Origin of the sequence: Pseudomonas sp. NPDC096950 (assembly GCF_044762525.1) — a bacterium.
In the GTDB taxonomy this organism is placed as follows: domain Bacteria; phylum Pseudomonadota; class Gammaproteobacteria; order Pseudomonadales; family Pseudomonadaceae; genus Aquipseudomonas.
Genome location: NZ_JBIWEL010000007.1, coordinates 126659 through 148348, shown reverse-complemented (window position 1 = coordinate 148348; position 21690 = coordinate 126659). Strand labels below are relative to the sequence as shown.

Here is a 21690-nt window from a genome sequence, read left to right as displayed (position 1 = left end):
GCTCAGACCATGGCCAGTCGCTGCTTTCGTTGTGGCGCGCGAAACGCTTGGTCCAGCGCCTCCAGATCCGTAGCTTCCAGCTGCAATTGCGCGGCTTGCGCATTGAGCGTCACGTGCTCGGGTCGGACCGCTTTGGGGATGGCGATGACACTGCCCTGACGCAGTATCCATGCCAGTGCTACTTGAGCCGGTGTCACCCCGTGACGGGCGGCCACCTGCTTGAGCGTCGAGTTGACCAGCATATGCCCACCTTGACCGATGGGACAGTAGGCCATGACCGGCATTTGCTGTTGCTGGCACCAGGGCAGCAGATCGAATTCGATGCCGCGTTCTTCCAGGTTATACAGCACCTGGTTGGTGGCGCAGGCCGGTGCAGCCAGTTCATGCAGGTCATCGACGTCGAAATTGGACACGCCCCAACGGCCGATCTTGCCCTCTGCGCGCAGGCGTTCGAAGGCTTCGACGGTTTCTTCCAGGGGATATTGGCCGCGCCAGTGCAGCAGGTACAAATCGATGTAATCGGTGTTCAAGCGCCGCAGGCTGCGCTCGCAGGCCTGGGGGATGCCTTTGCGGCTGGCGTTGTGCGGGTAGACCTTGCTGACCAGGAAGACCTGATCGCGCAGACCGGCGATGGCTTCCCCCACCACCTCTTCGGCCCCGCCCTCGGCGTACATTTCGGCGGTGTCGATCAGGGTCATGCCCAGCTCGACGCCCTGGCGCAGGGCCGCGACTTCATTACGGTGCGCCGAGCGATCCTCGCCCATGCGCCAAGTGCCCTGGCCGATGATCGGTACCTCAACGCCAGCCAGTTCAAGAGTCCGCATAAAACCTCCTTTCTTCAACGCGATCGATACTACTGTGGGCAGCAGAATAGCCGTTGGGTTCCCCTGTGGGAGCGAGCCGGGAATTTGTAAACGACGCGATCCCTTGTGGGAGCGGGCTTGCTCGCGAAAGCGGCCTGTCAGTCACCACATGCATGGGCTGACACACCGCCTTCGCGAGCAAGCCCGCTCCCACAGGGTTTTGCGTCAACCGGTTACTTGGCGGAGAACTTGAACACGGTGTGTTGGGTGTATGTTTTGCCTGGATCCAGCCGTGCGGAAGGGAAGTTCGGTTGATTCGGCGAATCAGGGTAATGCTGGGTCTCCAGGGTAAATGCGCCCCAGTGCGGGTAAACCTTGCCGCCCTTGCCCTTGACCGTGCCATCGAGGAAGTTGCTGGTGTAGAACTGCACGCCCGGCTCGGTGGTGTAGAGCTGCAAGCGGCGGCCGGACTGCGGATCGCTGACATCGGCGGCGAGTTTTTTCACGTCACCCTTGGCGTCCAGCGCCCAGTTGAAATCGAAACCACCTTGTTTCGGCTCGGCGAACTTCAACTGCGGGTGATCGACCTTGATGTTTTTGCCGATGGCGGTGGGTTGGGTGAAGTCCATCGGCGTGCCGGTGACCGGCGCCAGTTCACCGGTGGGGATCAACGTGCCGTCGATTGGCGTGTAATGGCTGGCGTGCAGGGTGGCGAGCTGTTGCAGCACATCGCCATTGCCGGCGCCGGCCAGGTTGAAATAGCTGTGGTTGGTCAGGTTCAGCACCGTGGGTTTGTCGGTGCTGGCCTTGTACTCGATGCGCAGCTCGTTGTTCTCGGTGAGGCTATAGGTGACCTCGGTTTTCATGTTGCCGGGGAAACCCATTTCACCGTCCTTCGACAGGTAGGTCAGGGTCACGCCTACCGAGTCCTTGCCTTTGCTCGGTTCAGCCTTCCACACATGTTTGTCGAAACCCTGGGTGCCGCCGTGCAGCGAGTTGGGGCCGTCATTCTTTGGCACTTGATAGCGTTTGCCGTCCAGTTCAAACGCACCGCCGGCCAGGCGATTGCCGAAGCGGCCGATGGTCGCGCCGAAATACGCGGTGCCGGCCTGATAACCCTGGACGTCATCGAAACCGAGGACGATGTCGTCGACCTTGCCGTTTTTGTCCGGCACTTTCAGCGACTGCAACGTGGCGCCGTAGGTAATGACCGTGGCTTGCAGGCCATGGCTGTTGCGCAGGATGTATTGCTCGACGGGCGTGCCGTCATTGGTCTTGCCAAAGGCTTTGTGTTCGCTGGACAGGCCAGCGGCGTGAGCGGGAAGGGTGGCGATCATCAGGGACAGTCCGAGGCCGGAGAGCAGGTAGCGGGATTGAAGCATGGTTGATCTTCCTTTTTGTTGTTTTGATCAGTAGTCATACTAAATATCGACTGAAATAAAATTTATAGCTGATTAATCGATTAATTCCAAAATAAAGTCCGACTAAATGCCGGCGACAGAAAAGCCGGTGATCGGTCCGGTGTCCTCGGCACTGCACTTTTTCGAATTCACCGGCTCTATCCATGGCCAGGCTGCGGCGACTCCCGCCGCGCAGGAACGTGTCAGCCCGAGAACCCATGGCTCGAGTGTTACCCCACCTCCAAACCCGAATTCGCCTGCTGTTGTGCCTGTCGCTGCTCTTTGCCAGCGGCTGCAGCCAGCAGCAAGGCAGTGACGTGATCAGCCAGTTTCGCGAAGGCAAACCCCAGGAATTCCTCCAGACCAGCGTCGATCGCATGGCCACGTTGTCGATGCACGACAACCTGGAAAGCCTCTATTTGTTGATGAGCAAACTCTACCTGCGCAATCCCCAAGAGCTGAAAAAATCCGGCTTCCTCGACGCCCGCACCGCCGAAAAGCAAGTGCGCGAAGCCATCGAAATGCAGCAACCGCTGCCGACCCTGGGCGGCAAGAAAGACCTGGCGGCGTTGAGCTATGCCATGAGCCCGGAGTTTCTCGGGGACCGGGTCGGCGCCTTCATCTATGCCATCGGCAGCATGCTGGTCACGGCCCACGGCAATCGGCTGGAGTTCTACATGACCGATGCGATCAACCCGGTGTTCGTCAGCAACGCCGCGCGCAACATCGAAAAAGCCACGTGGATCCTCAGCCAACGGCAAAACAAGAACGGCGAGCCGTTGCTGTTTTCCAACGAGATTTCGGAGGAGGGCAGCAACCTGAGTTTCGCGGTGGAGTTCGGCAAGATCGTCGCGCGCCTGGATTTACTGACACAGATGCTGGATGAGCGCTATCGGCGGATCGGGTTGAATTATGCGCAGAGCTTGTTGTTCCTGAATTTCCTGCCCGTCCAGTAACGCGCTCTCAATCTGTACTCCCACAAGGGGAATGTGGTGTGTCAGGGGGTGATCAAGGCATAACGATAGACCGTATCGATATAAGTAGTTATAAGAAAAATCGCTATGCTGCGGGCCAGTTTTTTCATGCGTTTTCTGTGGGCGTGTTAATGGATTTCGGTAATTTCGGGTTAGTCGTTGCTGGGCTGGTAGTGGGCTTTATCGTGGGGATGACCGGCGTAGGCGGCGGCTCGCTGATGACGCCGATCCTGTTGTGGTTCGGGGTCAACCCGGCGACGGCGGTGGGCACGGACCTGCTGTACGCGGCCATTACCAAATCCAGCGGCGTGCTGGTGCACCGCAAGAACAAGAACATCGATTGGGCGATTACCGGTTGGCTGACCCTCGGCAGCGTGCCGGCGGTGGCCATGACCCTGTGGTTCCTGAGCAGCCTGCACACAGCGCCCGAGGCGATGAACGCCATCATCAAACAAGCCCTGGGCTTCGTGTTGTTTGCCACGGCCATGGCGATTTTCTTCAAGAAACGCCTGCTCGACTTCGCGCACAAACGTGCCGGCGGCAACTACAACCCCAGTGGCACGCGTCTGAACGTGATGACCGTCATCACCGGCCTGATCCTCGGCACCATGGTCGCCCTGACGTCCATCGGCGCCGGCGCCTTGGGCACCGTGGCGCTGTTTATCCTTTATCCGCTGCTGCCGACCCGTCGCCTGGTCGGCACGGAAATCGCCCACGCCGTGCCCCTGACCCTGGTCGCCGGCCTTGGCCACGCGAGCATGGGCAACATGGATTGGCACGTGCTGGGTTTCCTGCTGGTCGGTTCGCTGCCGGGGATCTGGCTCGGCAGCCACCTGACCGGGCGCATCTCCGACGAACTGCTGCGCCCGTGCCTGGCGACGATGCTGTTGTTGATCGGCTATAAACTCGCGTTTTGATCCCCCCGATCTATCTGGTTGAAAACTCACCTGTGGGAGCGAGCCTGCTCGCGAAAGCGCTGGGTCAGTCAACATCATCGTTGAATGTGATGGACTCTTCGCGAGCAGGCTCGCTCCCACAGGGATTGTGTTAACACCGCGCCCCCCGCAAACAAACCACTTCTCGCCGTCTATAGATGCTACGGTGAAGAGCCACCCTTTCATTCGTCCGCGAATGACCTGTCGGCATCCCCCTGATGATCGACGACAAAGAGGTGACACGTGCACGGGTTAATCGACGTGGCTGAGCGTCAAATCCACACAGCCGGGTATTGCCTCGACGCCTTGTCGTGACTGTCCCGCCCAAGAGCCTGCCGCTGATTCTCAGTGAGCTGCGCATCGCGACCACTCAGCAACATCAGCTGCTGGAAAAACGCATCCCTTTTTTCACCGCCGATCAGGAACTGTATACGCGCCTGATCGAAGCCTATTTCGGGTTTTACCGGCCACTGGAAAACCTGCTATGCCAGACCGCCATGACGATTTCCGGCCTGGACTGGCTGATCCGCAGCAAAACCCCGTCTCTGGAAGCCGACCTGTATGCGTTGGGCCTGGACTCGGACGAGATTGCAAAGATTCCCCAGTGCCCGTTTTCCCTGAAAATCAACTCTGTTGCCGATGTATTGGGCGTGTTGTACGTCCTTGAGGGCGCGACGCTGGGCGGGCAGTCCTTGCGCAACGGTTTGTACTCGCGCCTGGGCATCGATGAACACCGGGGCGGGCGGTTTTTTGCGGTGTACGGCACCTCGACCCTGATGATGTGGCGCAGTTTTCTGATGTGTCTGTATGAGATGCGCGAGCCGGCGGAACGGGCGCAATCGGTGGTGGCTGCCGAGGCGACCTTCAAGGCTTTCGGAGACTGGCTTGAACGTCGCGGGGTGTTGCAATGATGCGTCTCAGCGCCGAACAACTGGACGCCGCGCTCGCCCAATGCGCCGATGAACCGATCCGCATTCCCGGTTCGATCCAGCCCCATGGCGTGCTGCTGACCCTGAGCGAGCCGGGGTTGATCATCGGCCAGATCAGCAGCAACTGCGCGGCGATGTTCGGGCATTCGGTAGAGGCGTTGTTGCGCCAACCGTTGTCGACGCTGACCGGCGCGACGGCGGTGGAGCAAGTCCGTGAGGCGCTGCTGCCGGCGGAACTGGAAGACGCCAATCCGCTGGTGCTGGAGATCGGCGGTCAACGCTTCAATGGCTCGCTCAGTCGCCATGACGCCGTGATCATTCTTGAGCTGGAACCGTGGCGGGAAGCCGCCCAGGACAACACCGTCATTCTGCTGCGCGCCTTGCGCCGGATGCAGGCGGCCACGACGTTGCAGGACCTGTACACCGTCAGTGTTGAAGAGATCCGCCACCTGACCGGTTTCGACCGCGTGATGATTTACCGCTTCGAACCGGCCGGTCACGGCCAGGTCATCGGTGAAGCCTTGGGCGGTCAGTTGCCGGGTTATCTTGGCCAGTGTTTTCCCGCCTCGGACATTCCGCCTCAGGCCCGAGAGTTGTATCGCCTGAACTGGATCCGGGTGATTCCCGATGCGCGTTATGTGCCGGTGCCGATCCTGCCGGTGCTGCGCCCCGACACCGGACAGTCCCTGGATCTTGGATTTTCGATGTTGCGCAGCGTGTCGCCGGTGCACTGCCAGTACCTCGACAACATGGGCGTGCGCGCGTCCATGAGCCTGTCGCTGCTGGAACAGGATCGGCTCTGGGGCCTGATCACCTGCGCGCATCACGAACCGCTGTTGGTCAGCCATCCGGTACGTACCATGTGCGCCGCGATTGCCCAGTTGCTCAGCGTGCAGATCACGGCCCTGCAAACCCGGGGCTTGCAGACGGAGCGCGAGCAAAAGGCGCTGCTGATCAACGAATTGACGGCGGCGATGCGCCAGGCCAAGCACGATGTGCTGGACGGTCTGGCCAATCATCCGCAACAACTGTTGAGCCTGACCGGGGCCAGTGGTGTGGCGGTGTTGATCGAGGATCGCTTGCAGCTGATCGGCGAGTGCCCGACGGAGGAACAAGTGCGCGCGTTGTACCTGTGGGTGCGCGAGCAATGCCTGGCCAGCGGCGAGTTGCTGGTGACCGATCATCTGCAAAGCCTGCATGGCGTCAGCGCCACGTACAGCGATGTTGCCAGCGGATTGTTGGCGTTCGTCCTGCCCAAACCCGTGGACAACGGGGTGATCTGGTTTGGCGCGCAACTGCGTTCCAGCATGAAATGGAGCGGCAATCCCGACGAGCATTTCGTGGCCGGGACCGACGCCAGCCAACGGCTGCAACCGCGCAAATCTTTCGAGGTGTGGGAGCAACAAGTGGAGGGCAGGGCGCGGCCATGGAGCGCCGCCGATGCCTACGCTGCCCTGCAATTGCGTCGCGGCGCCATCGAGGACGACTTGGCCCGCCAGGTGCGCCACATGAAGCGGTGCGGGTGCGCGATGAGCTGGTGGCAGTGGTGTCCCACGATCTGCGCAACCCGATGACGATCATCATCATGCAGTGCGGCATGATGCAGCGCCTGGTGTCCCGCGACGAAGGCAAGCACGCGTTACGCATGAGTGCCGCGCTGGGCACCATGGAGGAAGCCACTGATCGCATGAACGCGTTGATTGCCGATTTGCTCGACAAGTCGAGGCTGGATGCCGGGCAATACCCGCTGGATTGCAGGCCGCTGGATGTCGTCGAGTTGCTTGAACAAGCCTGCGGGTTGCTGGTGACCCTGACCTCGCACAAGGGCATCGAGCTCAATTGCAGCAGCGCCGCCGGCATGAGCATCGACGCTGACCCGCAGCGGCTGTTCCAGGTGTTGTCGAACCTGCTGGGCAACGCCATCAAATTCACCCCGGCCGGCGGGCGCATCGACCTGAATGCCTGGCAGGAGGGCGACACGGTGATGATTTCGGTGCGGGACAATGGCGGTGGGATTCATGCCGTGCAATTGCCGCATATCTTCGAACGCTACTGGTCGGTGCGCGAAGGCAATCCCAACGGCAGCGGTCTGGGCTTGTACATCTGCCGCAGCATCGTCCAGGCCCATGGCGGCGAGTTGTGGGCGGAAAGCGAGCCGGGTGTCGGCAGCGTATTTACCTTTTCCATCCCGGCGATGGTTGCCTAGGGCCGGGTCATGATTTCCAGCAGGTGACCGTCCGGGTCATCGAAATACACCCGCCGTCCGCCGCCGTAGTCGTTGATCTCATTGGCGCGCTGCTTGCCCGGATCGGCCCACCACGGCTGCTGGCGCGCTTGCAGGCGGGCGAAGGCCTGGTCGAAGTCGTCGTCGCTGATCAGAAACGCATAGTGCTGGGAAGCGATGGGCGGGTCGTTGTCGTAGAAGTCCAGGGACACGTCGTTGTCGAGCTTGACGATCAGCATCGGCCCGAATGGCTCGGGGGCGGGCAGGCCGAGGATCTCGGCGAGGTAATGGGCCGAGACCTGTTTGTCGCGGCACCAGACGATGGTGTGGTTCAGCTGAGCGCTCATTGAGAGGTCCTCATGGCGGATCAGCTGTAAAGACTAGCTCAACCTGTGCCCCGAATCTCCTGTGGGAGCGGGCTTGCTCGCGAAGGCGGTGTGTCAGTCACATTGATGTTGAATGTGCCGCCGCCTTCGCGAGCAAGCCCGCTCCCACAAGGGGTTATGCATTCGCCTGAAAGACTCATCATCTGTTGCGCAATGCCGACCCTGACCTAAGCTTTGGGCTAAGCGAAACATATTCGTGGATCGTCACCCGGAACGATCGTCGCGATGCGCAATCATTAGAGCGTGGATATCAAAAGGAGATGCGCATGCTCATCAGGTCTTTGACCCTGACAACCTTGCTGGCGCTTGCCGGCCCCTTGCTCGCCGCCGACGGCGATTCACCTCTGGATGTCGATAAGGGCAGGGCCCGACCGTTGATCGTGATCACGTCCAGTACCATTGACCCGGTCTGGCTGGGCTTGAAAAAGTCGTTCGAGGATCCCGCCAACAAGCAGGGCGTCGCCCAGCGCAATATCAAGGTCTACAGCGTGCTGAACATGTCCGGCCAACTCGACGGCAAGGACATGGGCCAGCAGGACACCATGGCCCTGATCCGCTCGCTGAAACTCGGCGCCGGTGCGTTGCCCAAAGTCATCTTGCTGGGCAAGGACGGCGAGAAGAAACTCGAAAGTTCGGGGGATGAATCGAAGGCGGTCGACCTGAAGAGAATCTTCGACACCATTGACGCCTTGCCGCCAGAGGAGAAAGAAGCCGCAGCGCCGACCCCTCCGCCAGTGGCCGCAGAGCCTGCACCGACCAAAGGGGCCAAGGGCACCAAACCGGCGAAACCGGCCAAACCACCTGAAATGCCGGATGACTAGGCAATCAAATCCCTGAACACTGCAACCCCTGTGGGAGCGGGCTTGCTCGCGAAGGCGGTGGGTCAGTCAACATTGAAATTGACTGATCCACCGCCTTCGCGAGCAAGCCCGCTCCCACAGGGGATTGGTTTTTAGCCTGGATATTGGGTTGGTTACCAGTTATAGCGATAACCCACCGTCACCGCCCAAGGCTGCTCAATGTCGCGGCCCTTGGTGTATTCCCCTTCGACGTAGATGTTGTGTTTGTCCGCCGTTGTCACGAGCACGCCACCACCGATCTCCGCACGTGAACCCGGCAGGCGACTGTCCAGCCGTGCGCCACTGACCTTCACATGGCTGTCGCCGGCATGCTCGGTCACCCAGGTGGCCGTGGCATACGGTTTCACCGTGACACCGTTATCGAGCGCCAGGTTGCGCCCGAACATCCCGCCGACACGGCTTTGCACCGACAGCATTGCATCCTGTTCGACGCTCAAACCGCTGCTGGCGGTGTAGCGCCCGCCGCTGATCCGCGACACCTGGACGCCCGCCTGAGGTTCGACAAACCAGCCCTTGCCCAGATCGATGGACTGGCCAACTTGCACGTCGGCGCTCACCGCGTGGTTCTTATATTTCGCCTTGACCTTGTCACCGACGTTGCTGGTGATGTTGATCTGGTTGTCCAGGCGGCTGTATTTCAGCGCGCCATCGACGTACACGCCGCTGTGATCCAGATAGCTGGCGTAACCGCCGACGGTGGCGCTGTCGATCGTGCCTTTGCTGGCCTCACCGAAGTGCTGGCGTCCCTGGCCTTTGCCGAGCAAACCACCGACGAACAGCGTGCCGTTGGCGAAGGACAGGGCTGTGTCGGCGCCAATCTCCATGCCGTTGAGTTGTTGCTGGAAACCCCGGCTGCTGCGGGTGTCCAGGTGTTGTTCGGCACCGTAGCCACGAGCCCACAAACCACCCTGATCCTTGCCCGAACGCAGTTCACCAAAATGCCCGGTGGTGGCGTTCATCTGCGCGCTGATCAGCGCTGCGCTGGCGGCTTGCTGGCCGACGGCCGCGTTGGCGCCTTTGCTCAGGGTTTCGGCCTGAGGGAGGCGCGGGGGTTGTACGGGTTTGGTCGGCTGCACAGGTTTGACGGGGTCAACCGGAGCAACTGGATCGGCCGGTACTACTGGATTGACCGGAGCAACTGGATCGGCTGGAACAACTGGATCGACGGGAGCAACTGGAACCACCGGATCAACAGGATCAACAGGATCAACCGGCGGCTGCGGCTCATCCGGTCCATTGGGCTCGTCGATCGGGTCGACCTCAGCGGAATTCGCCAGGTACCAATCCTCGCCGATTTGCTGCAACTGATACCGATACGCCCCGGCATCCACCGTCTCACCGTAAAGCTTGAAATCGCCGCTGCCACCGTTGCCATCCACCAGTGCCAACGCCCGTGCGCTGGTCGGGGTATTGCCCGAATCGGCAACCACCAGTGTGTGAGTGCCGCTGACCGGGCCGAGCACATTGATCAGGTCACCCTGGCGTGCCGCCAGGTCAGTGTTCATCAAAAACGTACCATTGCCGCTCAACGGACCTTTGATCAGCAGGGTATGAAAACCATTGATGGCCGGGTCGGCAAACGCGACCTGACCGTCCACATGGTTCACGCCACCAAGAATCCCATCGCCCTTGAGCTGCAGGAAACCACCCTGGTTGAGGGTGGTGTCACTCGCGTCGGCCCGGTCACCCAGCACCATCATGCCGCCCTGGTTGACGGTGGAGTCATACACGTGAGTGCCGGCCACGATGTCCATCACGCCACCCTGATTGACCTCCGTGTTGGTGGCCGTGGCTTCATCGAAGACCGACAACACACCACCTTCATTAACGGTGGTGCGGTCGGCGTTGCCGTGCTGATAAACCGTCATCTGGCTGTTGTTGACCGTGGTGTTCTTGGCCAATGCATCGAAGTACACGTACATCCTGCCGCCATTGAGCAGCGTGCTGCTGACCGCCGCGTTTTCGACGACCTCCAGGTCGCCACCGGTGACCCTGGTGTGCAGGGCCGTTGCCGAGCCGCTCACCAGCATCACGCCGTTTTCCATGACGGTGTCGTCGGCGTGGCTGTTGTCGTGAAGTGCCAGCCAGCCGTCGTCCTTGAGCGTGGTGCGGACCGCGACGCCCGAGTCCCAGAGGTGCAGTTGTCCGTTGCTGACCGTGCTGTTGGTCAGCCTGCCGCCGGTGCCGACGCCGAACCACGAACCATTGTCCAGCAACAGGTTGTCCTGCGCCGTGGTCAGGCAATTGGCAGGGTCGCACGCGGCATTGGCCAGCAGCGGTGCCGCGCCCAACAGCAACAAAGCGCCCGACATCGAAACTCGAGTTAACCGCACACCAAACGCAAACATAGTGACCCGCCGACTGCATGGAAATGAGTCGCGGATTTTCCGGGTGAAGCCTGGGCGGGTAACGCAGCGGGTTCCGAACTTTTTGTAGGAAGCGTCCTACAAAATCAGCCCTGAAGGCTGCTGCGAAGCTGCTGTTGCAGATGATTCATCTGGGTGACGAAGGCCTCCAGCGAACGGTTCAGTTCACCCATCCCGGCGTTGGCCTGGCAGTGCTGTTCCAGTTGCTCGCAAGCACTGATCAACGCCATCGCATGGATGATGCGCGCACTGCCCAGGATCTTGTGGCAGCGCCGACCCACGCCACTGTAATCGCCCGCGCTGTGCAGGCTTTGCAGGGCATCGAAGTCTTCCTGATTGGTGCGCAACACCGTGGCCAGTAACTGCCGGGTCATCGCCGCGTCGCCGGCGGTGATGGCATTGACCTTGGCAATGTCGAAACAACAGGCGCCGCCCTGGCGTGTCGCTTCCGCCTCGCGCAGATAGTGCTCCAGCACATTGCGAGTCACCGGTTTGAACAGGCAATCATTCATGCCCGCCTCAAGACAGCGCTGGACCTCTCCCGCCTGGGCGTTCGCGGTCAAGCCCAGCACATGGGCAGGTGCGCGTCCTTCGCTGGCTTCCAGCGCGCGCAGTTGGCGGGTCATCTGGTCGCCATTCATCTGCGGCATGTTGCAGTCGGTCAGCACATAGTCGAAGTCTTGCCGACCCCACACCCGCAAACCCTCCAGGCCGTTTTTGGCACAGGTGACCTGCATGCCCAGTGACTCCAGCTGTCGCTGCAAGACTACGCGGTTGAACTCGTGATCTTCGACGATCAACACGTTGCGCGCAGGCAGTGGCGGCAGGTCCTGGGTGTCGAAGGACGGTCCGGCGTCGTCGTCCGGCACGGTGGCAACGTCCAGCGTCAGGGTGAAACAGGAACCGCGTCCCGGCGCACTCTCGCAGGTCAACTGTCCACCCATCAGCTCGGTCAGTTGCTGACAGATCGCCAGGCCCAGGCCGGTGCCGATCTGCAACTCGGTGTCGCTGGCCTCGAACTGCGTGTAGGGCTGGAACAGGCGCTGGCGTTGCTGGTCGTCCATGCCGATGCCGGTGTCGCGAACGCTCAGGCGCAGATGCACGCGATCGCCCTCCGGCACCAGCGCGAGCTCAACCATCACCGTGCCTTCAGGCGTGAACTTGATCCCGTTGCTGATCAGGTTCGACACAATCTGCCGCAAGCGCAGGGAATCCAGGGCGACGGCGATGTCCGCGCCCTGGCTGATGAATTCCAGCGCCACGTTTTTCTGCCGGGCGAGGCTGGCGAACCCCTCGATCACCGTACTCACCAGCCGCTCGGGATGGCAGCGGCCGGTGCGCAGTTCGAACTTGCCGGACTCGATTTTCGACAGGTCGAGAATCTCGCCGATCAGCTCCATCATGCCGCTGGCCGATTTCTGCGCAATGTCCACCAACTCGGCGTCGGGACGGCCATTGCGCATCAGTTCCAGCACGCCGATCAGCGCACTCATGGGCGTGCGGATTTCATGGCTCATCACCGCCAGGAAGTGACTCTTGCCACGGTTAGCCGCTTCCGCCAGGTCTTTCGCCTGATGCAGCGCGTGTTGCAGATTGTGCTGCTCGGTCAGGTCAATCCAGCCGCCGATGACCCCGGTCATAGCGCCGTCGGAATCACGGTAGGGCAGGGCCCAGTGGTAAATCTGCGCGGTCTTGCCGTTGACGGTCATGGCAAAGTTGGCGAAGGACGGTTCGCCGCTTTCGAGGGTGGCGCGGTGGATGCGTTTGTAATGGTGGGCATCGTCGACGGGCAGGATATTCGCCTCGATCAAACCCTTGTTCAGCACCTGCTCGAGCTCGACTTCCATCGCTTGCAAGTAGGCGCGGTTGCAGGTCAGCAGCAGGCCTTTGGGGTCGCGCACGTAGATCGGGTGCGGCGTGCCGTCCACCAACACTTTCATGAACACCAGTTGGTCGTTCAAGGCTTTCTGCGCTTTCAAGCGTTCGGCAATTTGCCGGCGCAGCCCGAGGTTCCACGCCAGAATGGCCAACAGCACCATCAACAGCCCGGCCACGGCGCGGTAGAACCAGTTCTTGTAGACGTTCCAGCCCGCCGGACTCTCTTGCGGGCTCTGCCAGCGGTTGGCGAGGTCGCTGAACTCATCGGGCGGAATGTCCAGCAAGGCCTTGTTGAGGATCGACAGCAACTCGGTATTCTGCCGCCCGGTGGCAAAGCCGATCAGCGCTGGTTGCGAGCCGATCACCGAGTCGATTTGCAGGCGAGCACGGAAAAACCGGTCGATCAGGTAAGCCGCGCCCAGTTGCGGCTGGACAACCCCGTCGACCTTGCCCTCGGCGAGCAATTCATAGGTTTCAATCGGCCTGTCGACTTCCACCCGACGAATATCCGGCCATTCGCGATCCAGCCAGTTGGCCGCAGCCGAGCCTTTGATCAGGGCCACGGACTGCCCTTTAAGCCCGACCAGACCCGCATGCTCGGGTTGTGCACGCGTCACCAGCACAAACGGGTTAACCAGATAGGGCCGGGTAAACCCCAGGTTTTGCTCGCGGTCGGCACTGTAGGTCAGCGCCCCGATCATGCTCACCGGGTCGCGCTGTACGCGGCTGGTCATGGCATCGATCGAGGTCATGTTGGTGGGGCGAAACACCAGTCCGGTACGGTCGTTGATCATCTCCAGCAGGTCCGCCGCCATGCCGCGCAACTGACCTTCGGCATTGAAAAAGCTGTACGGCGAATAGAGGTCGTTGGCCAGCACTTCGACTTCGGGATGGGCCTTGATCCACTGCTGTTCGGCGACGGTCAGTTGCAAGCGGCCGTAACCCAGTTTCGGGTTGGCGCCGATGCCCCAGCGGCGCGCGATCACCGCCCGTTCCTGAGGGGAGATTTTCGCCAGGGTGCTATTGAGCAAGGTCAGCAGCAGCTGATCCTGGCGGCGCAGCGCAAAGCTGAAGCCCAACCCTTCGGAGTCTCGCTGGATCGTTTGTTTCAGGCTCTGCTGATAGCTGCGCTCCAACAGGTATTGCGCCGAAATCGCATCGGTCAGCAGCACCCGGTTTTCGCCATAGGCCACCAGACCCAGGCCCTGTTCCGTGGACAACACCGGCTCCACCGATTGTTCGCGAAACAGCGTGGCCACGCGCTCCTGTTGAATCCAGTCAGGATCAAACAGCACGGTGGTGCCGGGGGGAATCTGATCGTTGGGCCAGTGGGTGCCGAAGCGGCTGATCAGCACGGCCTGATCGTAGGCGTAGGGCGCACTCAGCACGATATCGTTGTAGATCGACTCCAGGTGATTGATGCGCGGCACCACGTCGATGTCCCCGTGTTGCAGGGCAGCCAGTGCCTGTTGCTGGCTGGGATAGCGGTTGACCTGCAAGCGCAGGCCCAGGCCACGGGCCAACACATCGAGGTAATCAGCGGACAGGCCTTCGTAGTCTTTTTGATTGGAGGTCATGTCCAGCGGCGGGCGGTCGGGCAGGTAGACACCAACCTTGACCACGCCTTTGTTTGCCAGCCATTGCCGTTGCGCGGTGCTGAGCGTCGGCGCCACGTTGCTGTCGGCGGCGCGGCTGAGTAGCGTCAGCGGTTCGGCGGATGCCATCAACGACGTCAGCATCAGCACGGCCAACAGGATTCGACGGATCATGATTCAGACCAGATCGTTGCGTTTGGCGAATTCGATCAGTTCCAGCAACGTGGAGGCGTTGAGTTTTTGCAGCAGTCGGGTTTTGTAAGTGCTGACAGTCTTGTTGCTGAGCAGCATGTCTTCGGCAATCTGCTTGTTGCTTTTGCCTTGGGCCAGACCATGCAACACCTTGAGTTCGCGCCGGGTGATGCCGCTCAACAGTTGCGCATCGTTTTGCGCGAAATCGCTTTTGCGCACCGAGGCGAACGTGCCGATGGGGAACCAGGTCTTGCCGCTGGCGACGGCTTTGAGGGCGGTGGCGATCTCCACCGGGTCATCGACTTTCGACAGAAACGCCGCCGCACCCGCCCGCATGCATTGCGCCGCGTAGGCCTGGCTTTTCAGCCCCGTGTGCACCAACACATGGGCCGGGCTGCCGCCGAGGCGCAAGCGGTCGATCACCGCCATGCCGTCGAGTTGCGGGATGTCGAGGTCCAGCACAATCGCATCCGGCTTGAGCTCGAACGCCTTGCTCACCGCATCCACGCCGTTGTCGCACTCACCGACAATCTCATGGCCTTCACGGGCCAGAATCATCCCGATCGCCATGCGCACCACCGCGTGATCATCGACCAACAGCACTTTCATCGATCAGCCCTCATGCCCAGATTCAGCATAGTCCCGGAGTTGAACAGCGGCTCTGTCGGGCTGATGCGTGGCGAGGCACAGTGAAAAAAGAGGGCGATCCTACGCGGTTTGTGGGGGTTAGGTCATCCATGTGGGGGCGAGCAAGTCGAATCGTCGCACCGCCGCTCCCACAGGATCGCGTAGTGCTGATAAAGCGATTGTCAGCGTCGTCACTTCACGCCAGTCTGGTGGCCGCTGATTTGTTACCGAGGCCTTTCATTCCCATGTCAGAAAAAACCGCCGACAGACACTCCACCCGAGCCGCCGCTGTATTGGCCCTGTGTTTACCTGGCGACGTGTTGTTGTACCTGCTCTTGCCGATGCAGCCCCAGGCATTTGGCATCAGTCTGGCCGAGGCGGGGATGTTGCTGGCGGCGAATCGGCTGGTGCGGATTTTCGGTTATCGCTATGTCATGAACTATTACACCCGCAATGGCGATCGCCCGGCGTTGCTGCTGGCCACCGGGACTGCGGCGTTGTGTGCGTTGGGTTATGCGACGTTGTCGGGGTTCTGGTGGTTGTTGATTTTGCGCCTGGGCTGGGGGCTGTCCTATGCGGCGCTGAATTTGTCCACGCAAGTAATGGCGACCGCCGAGCCCTCGGGCGCTGCGCGTCGCACCGGCCGTTCACGGGCGTTGATTGCGGCGGGGCCGATGCTGGCATTGCCGCTGGGGGCGTTGTTGAGTGTGGCGTTTGGGCCGCGGATGATTTTCTTCCTGATGTTCGCAACCTCGTTGATCGCGATGTGGCTGGCGCTGGGAATGCCATCGGCGGCGCATCCGATGTCGGCATCGACACGGCGTTTTCGACTGCCCGACAGCGTGGCGATGTGGTCATTTATCGAAGGGCTGACCCTCGACGGGCTGTTCATCATTGGCCTTTCGCTGTTGGCGCAGCATCTGCTGGAAGGCAACGCAGTGGTGGTCGCCGGGTCGCTGTTGGCGTTGCGTTATGTCTCGGAGTTGTTGCTCAGTCCCTTGGGCGGGATCGCGGCGCAGCGGTGGGGGGCGACGCGGATGTTGATTGTGTTTTCGCTGCTGACATCGATGGCGCTGATCGGCTTTGGCTTCCACTGGCTGATCGTCGGTGGGGCGTTGGTGCTGGTGTTGCGGGCGTTGCAATTGCCATTGGTGGTGACGGTCATTGCGCAACGTCATCCGGACAGCGGGCGTGTCCGGGCGTTGGCGGGGAACGCGGTGTGGCGGGATATCGGCGCGGGTGTGGGGCCGTTGTTGGCGGGGTTTCTACTGCCGGTGGCGCCGTCGGAGTGGGTGTATACGGGGGCGGCGGTGTGTCTGGCGGTGAGTGCGCTGGCGTGTCTGGAGCGGAAGAAGCCTGAGGCGCAAACGCCATAACCCTGTGGGAGCGGGCTTGCTCGCGAAGGCGGCGTGTCAGTCAACACCATTGCCGAATGACACACCGCCTTCGCGAGCAAGCCCGCTCCCACAGGGGAGGGTGGGGTGGCGGGTTACTTGGCCAACGCACTCAATATCTGATGAGCCGCCTTGACCCGCTCCGGGATCGGGTAGTTTTTGTTGGCCAGGATCACGATGCCGATGTCCTTCGCGGGCACGAACGCAACGTAGGCGCCGAAGCCACCGGTGGAGCCGGTTTTGTTGATCAGTACACTTTCCGGCTCAGGCTGCGGCGGGTTCAGCCATTGAACTGTGTGCGCCTCCATGGCCATCGGCGTCGAGTTGCCGCCCAGCAATTTATCGAGGCTGATCGGATAGCTGTAGCGTTCCCAACCCAGGCCTTGAGTCATGTCGCCAACCGTGTAGTAACCGGTGTGAGTCGTCGCGATGGCCTGCTGCAAAGGTTTTTCCAGTGAGGCCGGTTTCAGGTTCGCCTGAACATAGCGAATCATGTCTGCCGTACTGGTTTTAATGCCATAGGCTTCGGAATCCAGCGCCCCCGGATCGACCCGTACCGGCTTGTCGTTCTTGTCGTAGCCCTGGGCGTAAACGCTCATCTGATCTTGCGGCACTCGGAGGAAGGTGTGTGTCAGCCCGAGTTTGGGCAGCAGGGTTTTCTCCATGGCCTCGTCAAACGGCACGCCCAGGTTATGAGCAGCCAGATAACCGAACAACCCGATGCTGGGGTTCGAATACAGCCGATGGGTGCCCGCTGCATAGACAGGTTTCCACTGCTTGAAATAGCCGAGCATCTTGTCCGCGTGATCCGCTTCATCCGGGAACTGCAACGGCAAACCACCGGCGGTGTAGGTACCGAGTTGCAGCACGCTCACGTTGTCGAATGCACTGCCCTGCAAGGCGGGCAGGACTTTACTGGCCTTGTCGCTCAAGGACAGTTTGCCGGTCGCGTTGGCATAGGCGCCGAGGGTCGCGGTGAAGGTTTTACTTACCGAGCCGATTTCGAACAGGGTGTTTTCCGTCACCGCTTGGGCGCTTTCCCTGGAGGCAACGCCGTAGTTAAAGTAATGCGGCTTACCGTTGACGGTGACAGCCACGGCCATGCCGGGAACGCCTTGAGTTTGCAGAATGGGGCGGACGGCGGCGTCGACCGTGCTTTGAATCTGTTGGTCGGTCTGAGCCTGGGCCAGGCACGGGCCGGCGCCGAGCAATGCAACGCAAGCGCCTAAAACGGACAGTCTGGACATGTTGGTTTTGTTGGTCATTGTTTCTATTCCCTGCGAATGGTGGGCGCTACCCGGTAGACTGCCCGCTGAACGGCGAGGCAAATCTAGGCAGTCCGGCGCTGATCGACAACCGATGATATTTCGCATGAGCCATTAGAAAATTTTGGGAGTGGACATGATCCGGCCGCAATTACCGTTGAATGCACTGCGCGCTTTCGAGGCGTCGGCGCGGCATCTGAGCTTCACCCGGGCGGCGGTGGAGCTGTGCGTCACGCAAGCGGCGGTGAGTCACCAGGTCAAAGGCCTTGAAGCTCAGCTTAACGTAACCCTGTTCAAACGCTTGCCCCGTGGCCTGATGCTGACCAGCGAGGGCGAGACCCTGTTGCCGGTGTTGCGCGAATCCTTCGACCGAATCGCCGAAACACTGGAGCGACTCGAAGGCGGGCATTACCGGGAAGTACTGGCGGTGGGTGCCGTCGGCACGTTTGCCGTGGGTTGGCTGTTGCCGCGTCTGGCGGACTTCCAGGCGAAACATCCGTTCATAGATTTGCGCCTGTCGACCAACAACAATCGGGTGGACGTGGCGGCTGAAGGGCTGGATTACGCAATCCGTTTTGGCGCCGGGGCGTGGCACGGGATTGAAGCGGTAAGGCTGATCGAGGCGCCGCTGTCGGTGTTGTGCGTGCCTGAGATTGCCCGGCAGTTGCGCGAACCGGCCGATGTGCTGGGGCAAACCCTGCTGCGTTCCTACCGCTCGGATGAATGGCCGGACTGGTTTCAGGCGTCAGGTCTTTCAACCCACGTCGCACCGCCGCAAAGCATCGTCTTCGACTCGTCGCTGGCGATGATGGAAGCGGCGATGCAAGGCGCGGGCGTGGCGTTGGCACCGCCTCTGATGTTTGCGAGGCAACTGGCGGCGGGGGCGATTGAGCAACCGTTCGCCATCCACATCACCACGGGGAGTTACTGGTTGACGCGGTTGCAGTCGCGGGCGGAAACGGCGGCGATGGTGGCGTTCAAGCAGTGGTTGCTACAGATATCTCAGGGTTAACCACAAAACCTGTGGGAGCGGGCTTGCTCGCGAAGGCGGCGTGTCAGGCAATACAAATATCGACTGACACACCGCCTTCGCGAGCAAGCCCGCTCCCACAGGGGATTGTGGCGAATTGAAGTCAGCGCACCAAACACGGCCGCTTGTTATCGAACTTCCACCCCGGAATCAGAAACTGCATCGCCACGCTGTCATCCCGCGCGCCCAGTCCCATGCCTTTGTACAACTCATGGGCTTTCGCCAACTGATCCAGATCCAGCTCAACCCCCAGCCCCGGCTTCTTCGGCACCTGCACGCAACCACCGACAATTTGCAGCGGCGCTTTAGTCAGGCGCTGGCCGTCCTGCCAGATCCAGTGCGTATCGATGGCGGTGATTTCACCCGGCGCCGCCGCTGCGACATGGGTGAACATCGCCAAGGAAATATCGAAGTGATTGTTGGAATGTGAGCCCCAGGTCAGGCCCCACTCATGGCACATCTGCGCCACGCGCACCGAACCCTGCATGGTCCAGAAGTGTGGGTCGGCCAGTGGAATATCCACCGATTGCAGCTGGATCGCGTGGCCCATTTCCCGCCAGTCGGTGGCGATCATGTTGGTCGCGGTTTTCAGCCCCGTGGCGCGGCGGAATTCAGCCATGACTTCACGGCCCGAATAGCCGTTTTCCGCACCGCACGGGTCTTCGGCGTAGGCCAGCACGCGGTGTTGATCGCGGCATAGGCGGATCGCTTCTTTGAGTGACCACGCGCCATTCGGGTCGAGGGTGATGCGCGCATCGGGGAAGCGTTCGGCCAGGGCGGTGACCGCTTCGATTTCTGCGTCGCCACTGAGCACACCGCCCTTGAGCTTGAAGTCCTTGAAACCGTAGCGGGCGTGGGCGGCTTCGGCGAGGCGTACCACGGCGTCGGCGGTCATGGCTTTTTCGTGCCGGACGCGGAACCAGTCGTTGTCGGCCTCCGGTTCACTGCGATAGGCCAGGTTGGTTTCGTTGCGATCACCCACATAAAACAGATAGCCGAGCATTTTCACTTCATCACGCTGCTGGCCCTCGCCGAGCAGGGCCGCGACCGGCGCGTCCAGATGCTGGCCGAGCAAGTCGAGGAGGGCGGCTTCCAGGCCGGTGACCGCGTGAATGGTGATGCGCAGGTCGAAGGTCTGCAAACCACGGCCACCGGCATCGCGGTCGGCGAAGGTCTGGCGCACTTGGTTGAGGATCTTCTGGTAGGTGCCAATCGGACTGCCGACCACCAGCGAGCGTGCGTCTTCCAGGGTCTGGCGAATGCGCTCGCCGCCCGGTACTTCACCGACGCCGGTGTGCCCGGCGTTGTCGGTGAGGATCACAATGTTGCGGGTGAAAAACGGCCCGTGGGCGCCGCTCAGGTTGAGCAGCATGCCGTCATGCCCAGCCACCGGAACCACTTGCATGCTGGTGATGATCGGTGCTTTTGCGGTGTCATGTGAGTTCATGGTCGTGTCCTTCAAAACAGAAATTCAGGCGTGGCTGGAAGCGGGTTTGCCGACGGCAGCGGCGGGTGCGGTTTTCGGTGTGTTGCGGGCGGCGAAGACGATGATCGCGGCGATGATCGACGTCGCGGCCAAACCGTAGAGCCCGCCCTGGATAGAACCGGTGTGTTCTTCCAGCAGGCCGAACGTGGTCGGCGCGACGAAGCCACCGAGGTTGCCGACGGAGTTGATCAGCGCGATCACGCCCGCAGCGATCCGCGCATCCAGGTATGCCTGGGGAATCGGCCAGAACAGCGACGACGCGGATTTGAAACCCAGCGCCGCAAAGCAGATCGCGACAAAGGCGAAGATCGGCCCGCCCGTGGTGGACATGAACATCCCGGCCGCCGCGATCAGCAGCGCAGCGGCAACCCAGGCTTGCTGATGTTTCCATTTCGCCGAGAACGCGGCGAAGGCGTACATGCCGACAATCGACAGCAACCACGGGATCGAGTTGAACAACCCGACCTGGATGTCGCTGAGGTCGCCCATCTTCTTGATGATGCTCGGCAGCCAGAAGGTCGCGGCGTAAATGGTCAGCTGGATAAAGAAGTAGATCAGGCAGAACAGGATGATCTGGCGATCCTTGAGCAGTTTGCCCAGGGACGGTTTGATCGGCGTCGCAGCTTCGCGGGCCAGTTGTTCGTCGTCGATGGCTTTGACCAGCGCATCTTGCTCGTCGCGGCTCAGCCATTTGGCGTCGTGGGGTTTGGAGTCGAGCCAGAACCAGACAAACACGCACAACCCGACCGAGAACATGCCTTCAATGAAGTACATCCACTGCCAACCGTGCAGGCCGAAACCGTTGAGTTGCAGCAACAGTCCGGACAACGGACCGGAGATCAGCGACGCAACCGCCGAGCCGCTGAGGAAGATCGCAATCGCCTTGCCGCGTTCGACCCCAGGCAACCAACGGGTGAAGTAGTAGATCACCCCGGGAAAGAACCCGGCTTCGGCCACGCCCAAGAGGAAACGCAGGATGTAGAAGTGGGTTTCGTTCTGGATGAACGCCATGCCGGCGGCGACCAGGCCCCAGGTCAGCATGATGCGGGTCAGCCAGATACGCGCGCCGACTTTTTGCAAAAGCATGTTGGAGGGGACTTCGAACAGGGCGTAACCGATGAAGAACAGGCCGGCACCGAGGCCGTAGGCGGCAGCGCCTATTCCCAGGTCCTGCTCCATGTGGGCGCGGACGAAGCCGATGTTCACGCGATCGATGTAGTTGACGATGAACATGATCACGAACAGCGGCAGGACATGGCGTTTGACTTTCGAGATGGCGGACTTGAGGACCGAATCGGCGCCGTCGTTCATCCCGGATATGGATGTATTCACTTGCGTTTCTCCCA

Annotated in this window: 17 protein-coding genes; 8 read left to right on the top strand and 9 right to left on the bottom strand. The window is 61.0% G+C overall.

Going from position 1 to position 21690, the window contains the following annotated elements; all coding sequences use genetic code 11:
* Positions 1-2: 2 nt before the first annotated feature.
* Positions 3-824: an aldo/keto reductase gene (locus ACIQY3_RS14185; RefSeq protein WP_403020306.1), complete on the bottom strand. Its 822-nt coding sequence runs from the start codon at positions 822-824 to the stop codon at positions 3-5.
* 212 nt (positions 825-1036) lie between these two features.
* Complete coding sequence (locus ACIQY3_RS14180; RefSeq protein ID WP_403020304.1) at positions 1037-2185, bottom strand: aldose epimerase family protein; 1149 nt, start codon at positions 2183-2185, stop codon at positions 1037-1039.
* A 236-nt stretch (positions 2186-2421) separates the two neighbouring features.
* Between ACIQY3_RS14180 and ACIQY3_RS14175 the strand changes: the two genes are divergently transcribed.
* The 5 genes from ACIQY3_RS14175 to ACIQY3_RS14155 all read left to right on the top strand — a co-directional run bounded on the left by ACIQY3_RS14175 (position 2422) and on the right by ACIQY3_RS14155 (position 7247).
* Positions 2422-3159 (top strand): hypothetical protein, encoded by a 738-nt coding sequence (locus tag ACIQY3_RS14175; protein ID WP_403020302.1) that lies wholly within the window; start codon positions 2422-2424, stop codon positions 3157-3159.
* A 149-nt stretch (positions 3160-3308) separates the two neighbouring features.
* Entirely contained in the window at positions 3309-4094 is a 786-nt protein-coding gene (locus tag ACIQY3_RS14170) for a sulfite exporter TauE/SafE family protein (RefSeq protein WP_403020300.1), read from the top strand.
* Positions 4095-4423: 329 nt separating this feature from the next.
* Positions 4424-5023, top strand: coding sequence for a biliverdin-producing heme oxygenase (locus ACIQY3_RS14165; protein ID WP_403020298.1), 600 nt, complete (start codon positions 4424-4426; stop codon positions 5021-5023).
* Positions 5020-6615 carry a GAF domain-containing protein gene (locus ACIQY3_RS14160; protein ID WP_403020296.1) on the top strand — a complete coding sequence of 532 codons (1596 nt, stop codon included), beginning with the start codon at positions 5020-5022 and terminating at the stop codon, positions 6613-6615. Before ACIQY3_RS14165 ends, ACIQY3_RS14160 begins: the two co-directional genes overlap by 4 nt.
* Positions 6588-7247 carry a sensor histidine kinase gene (locus ACIQY3_RS14155; protein WP_403020294.1) on the top strand — a complete coding sequence of 220 codons (660 nt, stop codon included), beginning with the start codon at positions 6588-6590 and terminating at the stop codon, positions 7245-7247. The genes ACIQY3_RS14160 and ACIQY3_RS14155 overlap by 28 nt, the downstream gene beginning before the upstream one ends.
* Here ACIQY3_RS14155 and ACIQY3_RS14150 read toward each other — a convergent pair.
* Positions 7244-7612: a VOC family protein gene (locus ACIQY3_RS14150; protein WP_403020291.1), complete on the bottom strand. Its 369-nt coding sequence runs from the start codon at positions 7610-7612 to the stop codon at positions 7244-7246. The two genes, ACIQY3_RS14155 and ACIQY3_RS14150, sit on opposite strands and share 4 nt — an antisense overlap.
* A gap of 305 nt (positions 7613-7917) precedes the next feature.
* Between ACIQY3_RS14150 and ACIQY3_RS14145 the strand changes: the two genes are divergently transcribed.
* Entirely contained in the window at positions 7918-8472 is a 555-nt protein-coding gene (locus ACIQY3_RS14145; RefSeq protein WP_403020289.1) for a DUF4174 domain-containing protein, read from the top strand.
* Between the two features lie 152 nt (positions 8473-8624).
* Here the strand turns inward: ACIQY3_RS14145 and ACIQY3_RS14140 are convergent, their stop codons facing one another.
* From ACIQY3_RS14140 to ACIQY3_RS14130, 3 genes are all read right to left on the bottom strand, one after another.
* On the bottom strand, positions 8625-10823 hold the full coding sequence (locus ACIQY3_RS14140) for an autotransporter outer membrane beta-barrel domain-containing protein (RefSeq protein ID WP_403020286.1): 2199 nt from the start codon (positions 10821-10823) through the stop codon (positions 8625-8627).
* A 140-nt stretch (positions 10824-10963) separates the two neighbouring features.
* Complete coding sequence (locus tag ACIQY3_RS14135) at positions 10964-14524, bottom strand: ATP-binding protein (protein ID WP_403020284.1); 3561 nt, start codon at positions 14522-14524, stop codon at positions 10964-10966.
* Between the two features lie 3 nt (positions 14525-14527).
* Positions 14528-15151 (bottom strand): response regulator, encoded by a 624-nt coding sequence (locus ACIQY3_RS14130; RefSeq protein WP_403020281.1) that lies wholly within the window; start codon positions 15149-15151, stop codon positions 14528-14530.
* 263 nt (positions 15152-15414) lie between these two features.
* On the opposite strand from ACIQY3_RS14130, the gene ACIQY3_RS14125 reads away from it, so the two are divergent.
* Positions 15415-16545, top strand: a complete 1131-nt coding sequence (locus tag ACIQY3_RS14125; RefSeq protein ID WP_403020279.1) for an MFS transporter — start codon at positions 15415-15417, stop codon at positions 16543-16545.
* Between the two features lie 113 nt (positions 16546-16658).
* On the opposite strand, the gene ampC is transcribed toward ACIQY3_RS14125, so the two are convergent.
* Positions 16659-17810, bottom strand: coding sequence for a class C beta-lactamase (gene ampC / locus ACIQY3_RS14120; RefSeq protein WP_403020490.1), 1152 nt, complete (start codon positions 17808-17810; stop codon positions 16659-16661).
* 154 nt (positions 17811-17964) lie between these two features.
* Between ampC and ACIQY3_RS14115 the strand changes: the two genes are divergently transcribed.
* Positions 17965-18840 (top strand): LysR family transcriptional regulator, encoded by an 876-nt coding sequence (locus tag ACIQY3_RS14115; protein WP_403020277.1) that lies wholly within the window; start codon positions 17965-17967, stop codon positions 18838-18840.
* A 121-nt stretch (positions 18841-18961) separates the two neighbouring features.
* On the opposite strand, the gene gudD is transcribed toward ACIQY3_RS14115, so the two are convergent.
* Both gudD and ACIQY3_RS14105 read right to left on the bottom strand, forming a co-directional pair.
* The gene (gene gudD, locus ACIQY3_RS14110) at positions 18962-20305 is read right to left on the bottom strand and encodes a glucarate dehydratase (protein ID WP_403020275.1); all 1344 of its coding nucleotides are present in this window, start codon (positions 20303-20305) and stop codon (positions 18962-18964) included.
* A 24-nt stretch (positions 20306-20329) separates the two neighbouring features.
* A complete protein-coding gene (locus ACIQY3_RS14105) occupies positions 20330-21676 on the bottom strand; it encodes an MFS transporter (protein WP_403020273.1) in 1347 nt (448 codons plus the stop codon).
* Positions 21677-21690: the final 14 nt, after the last annotated feature.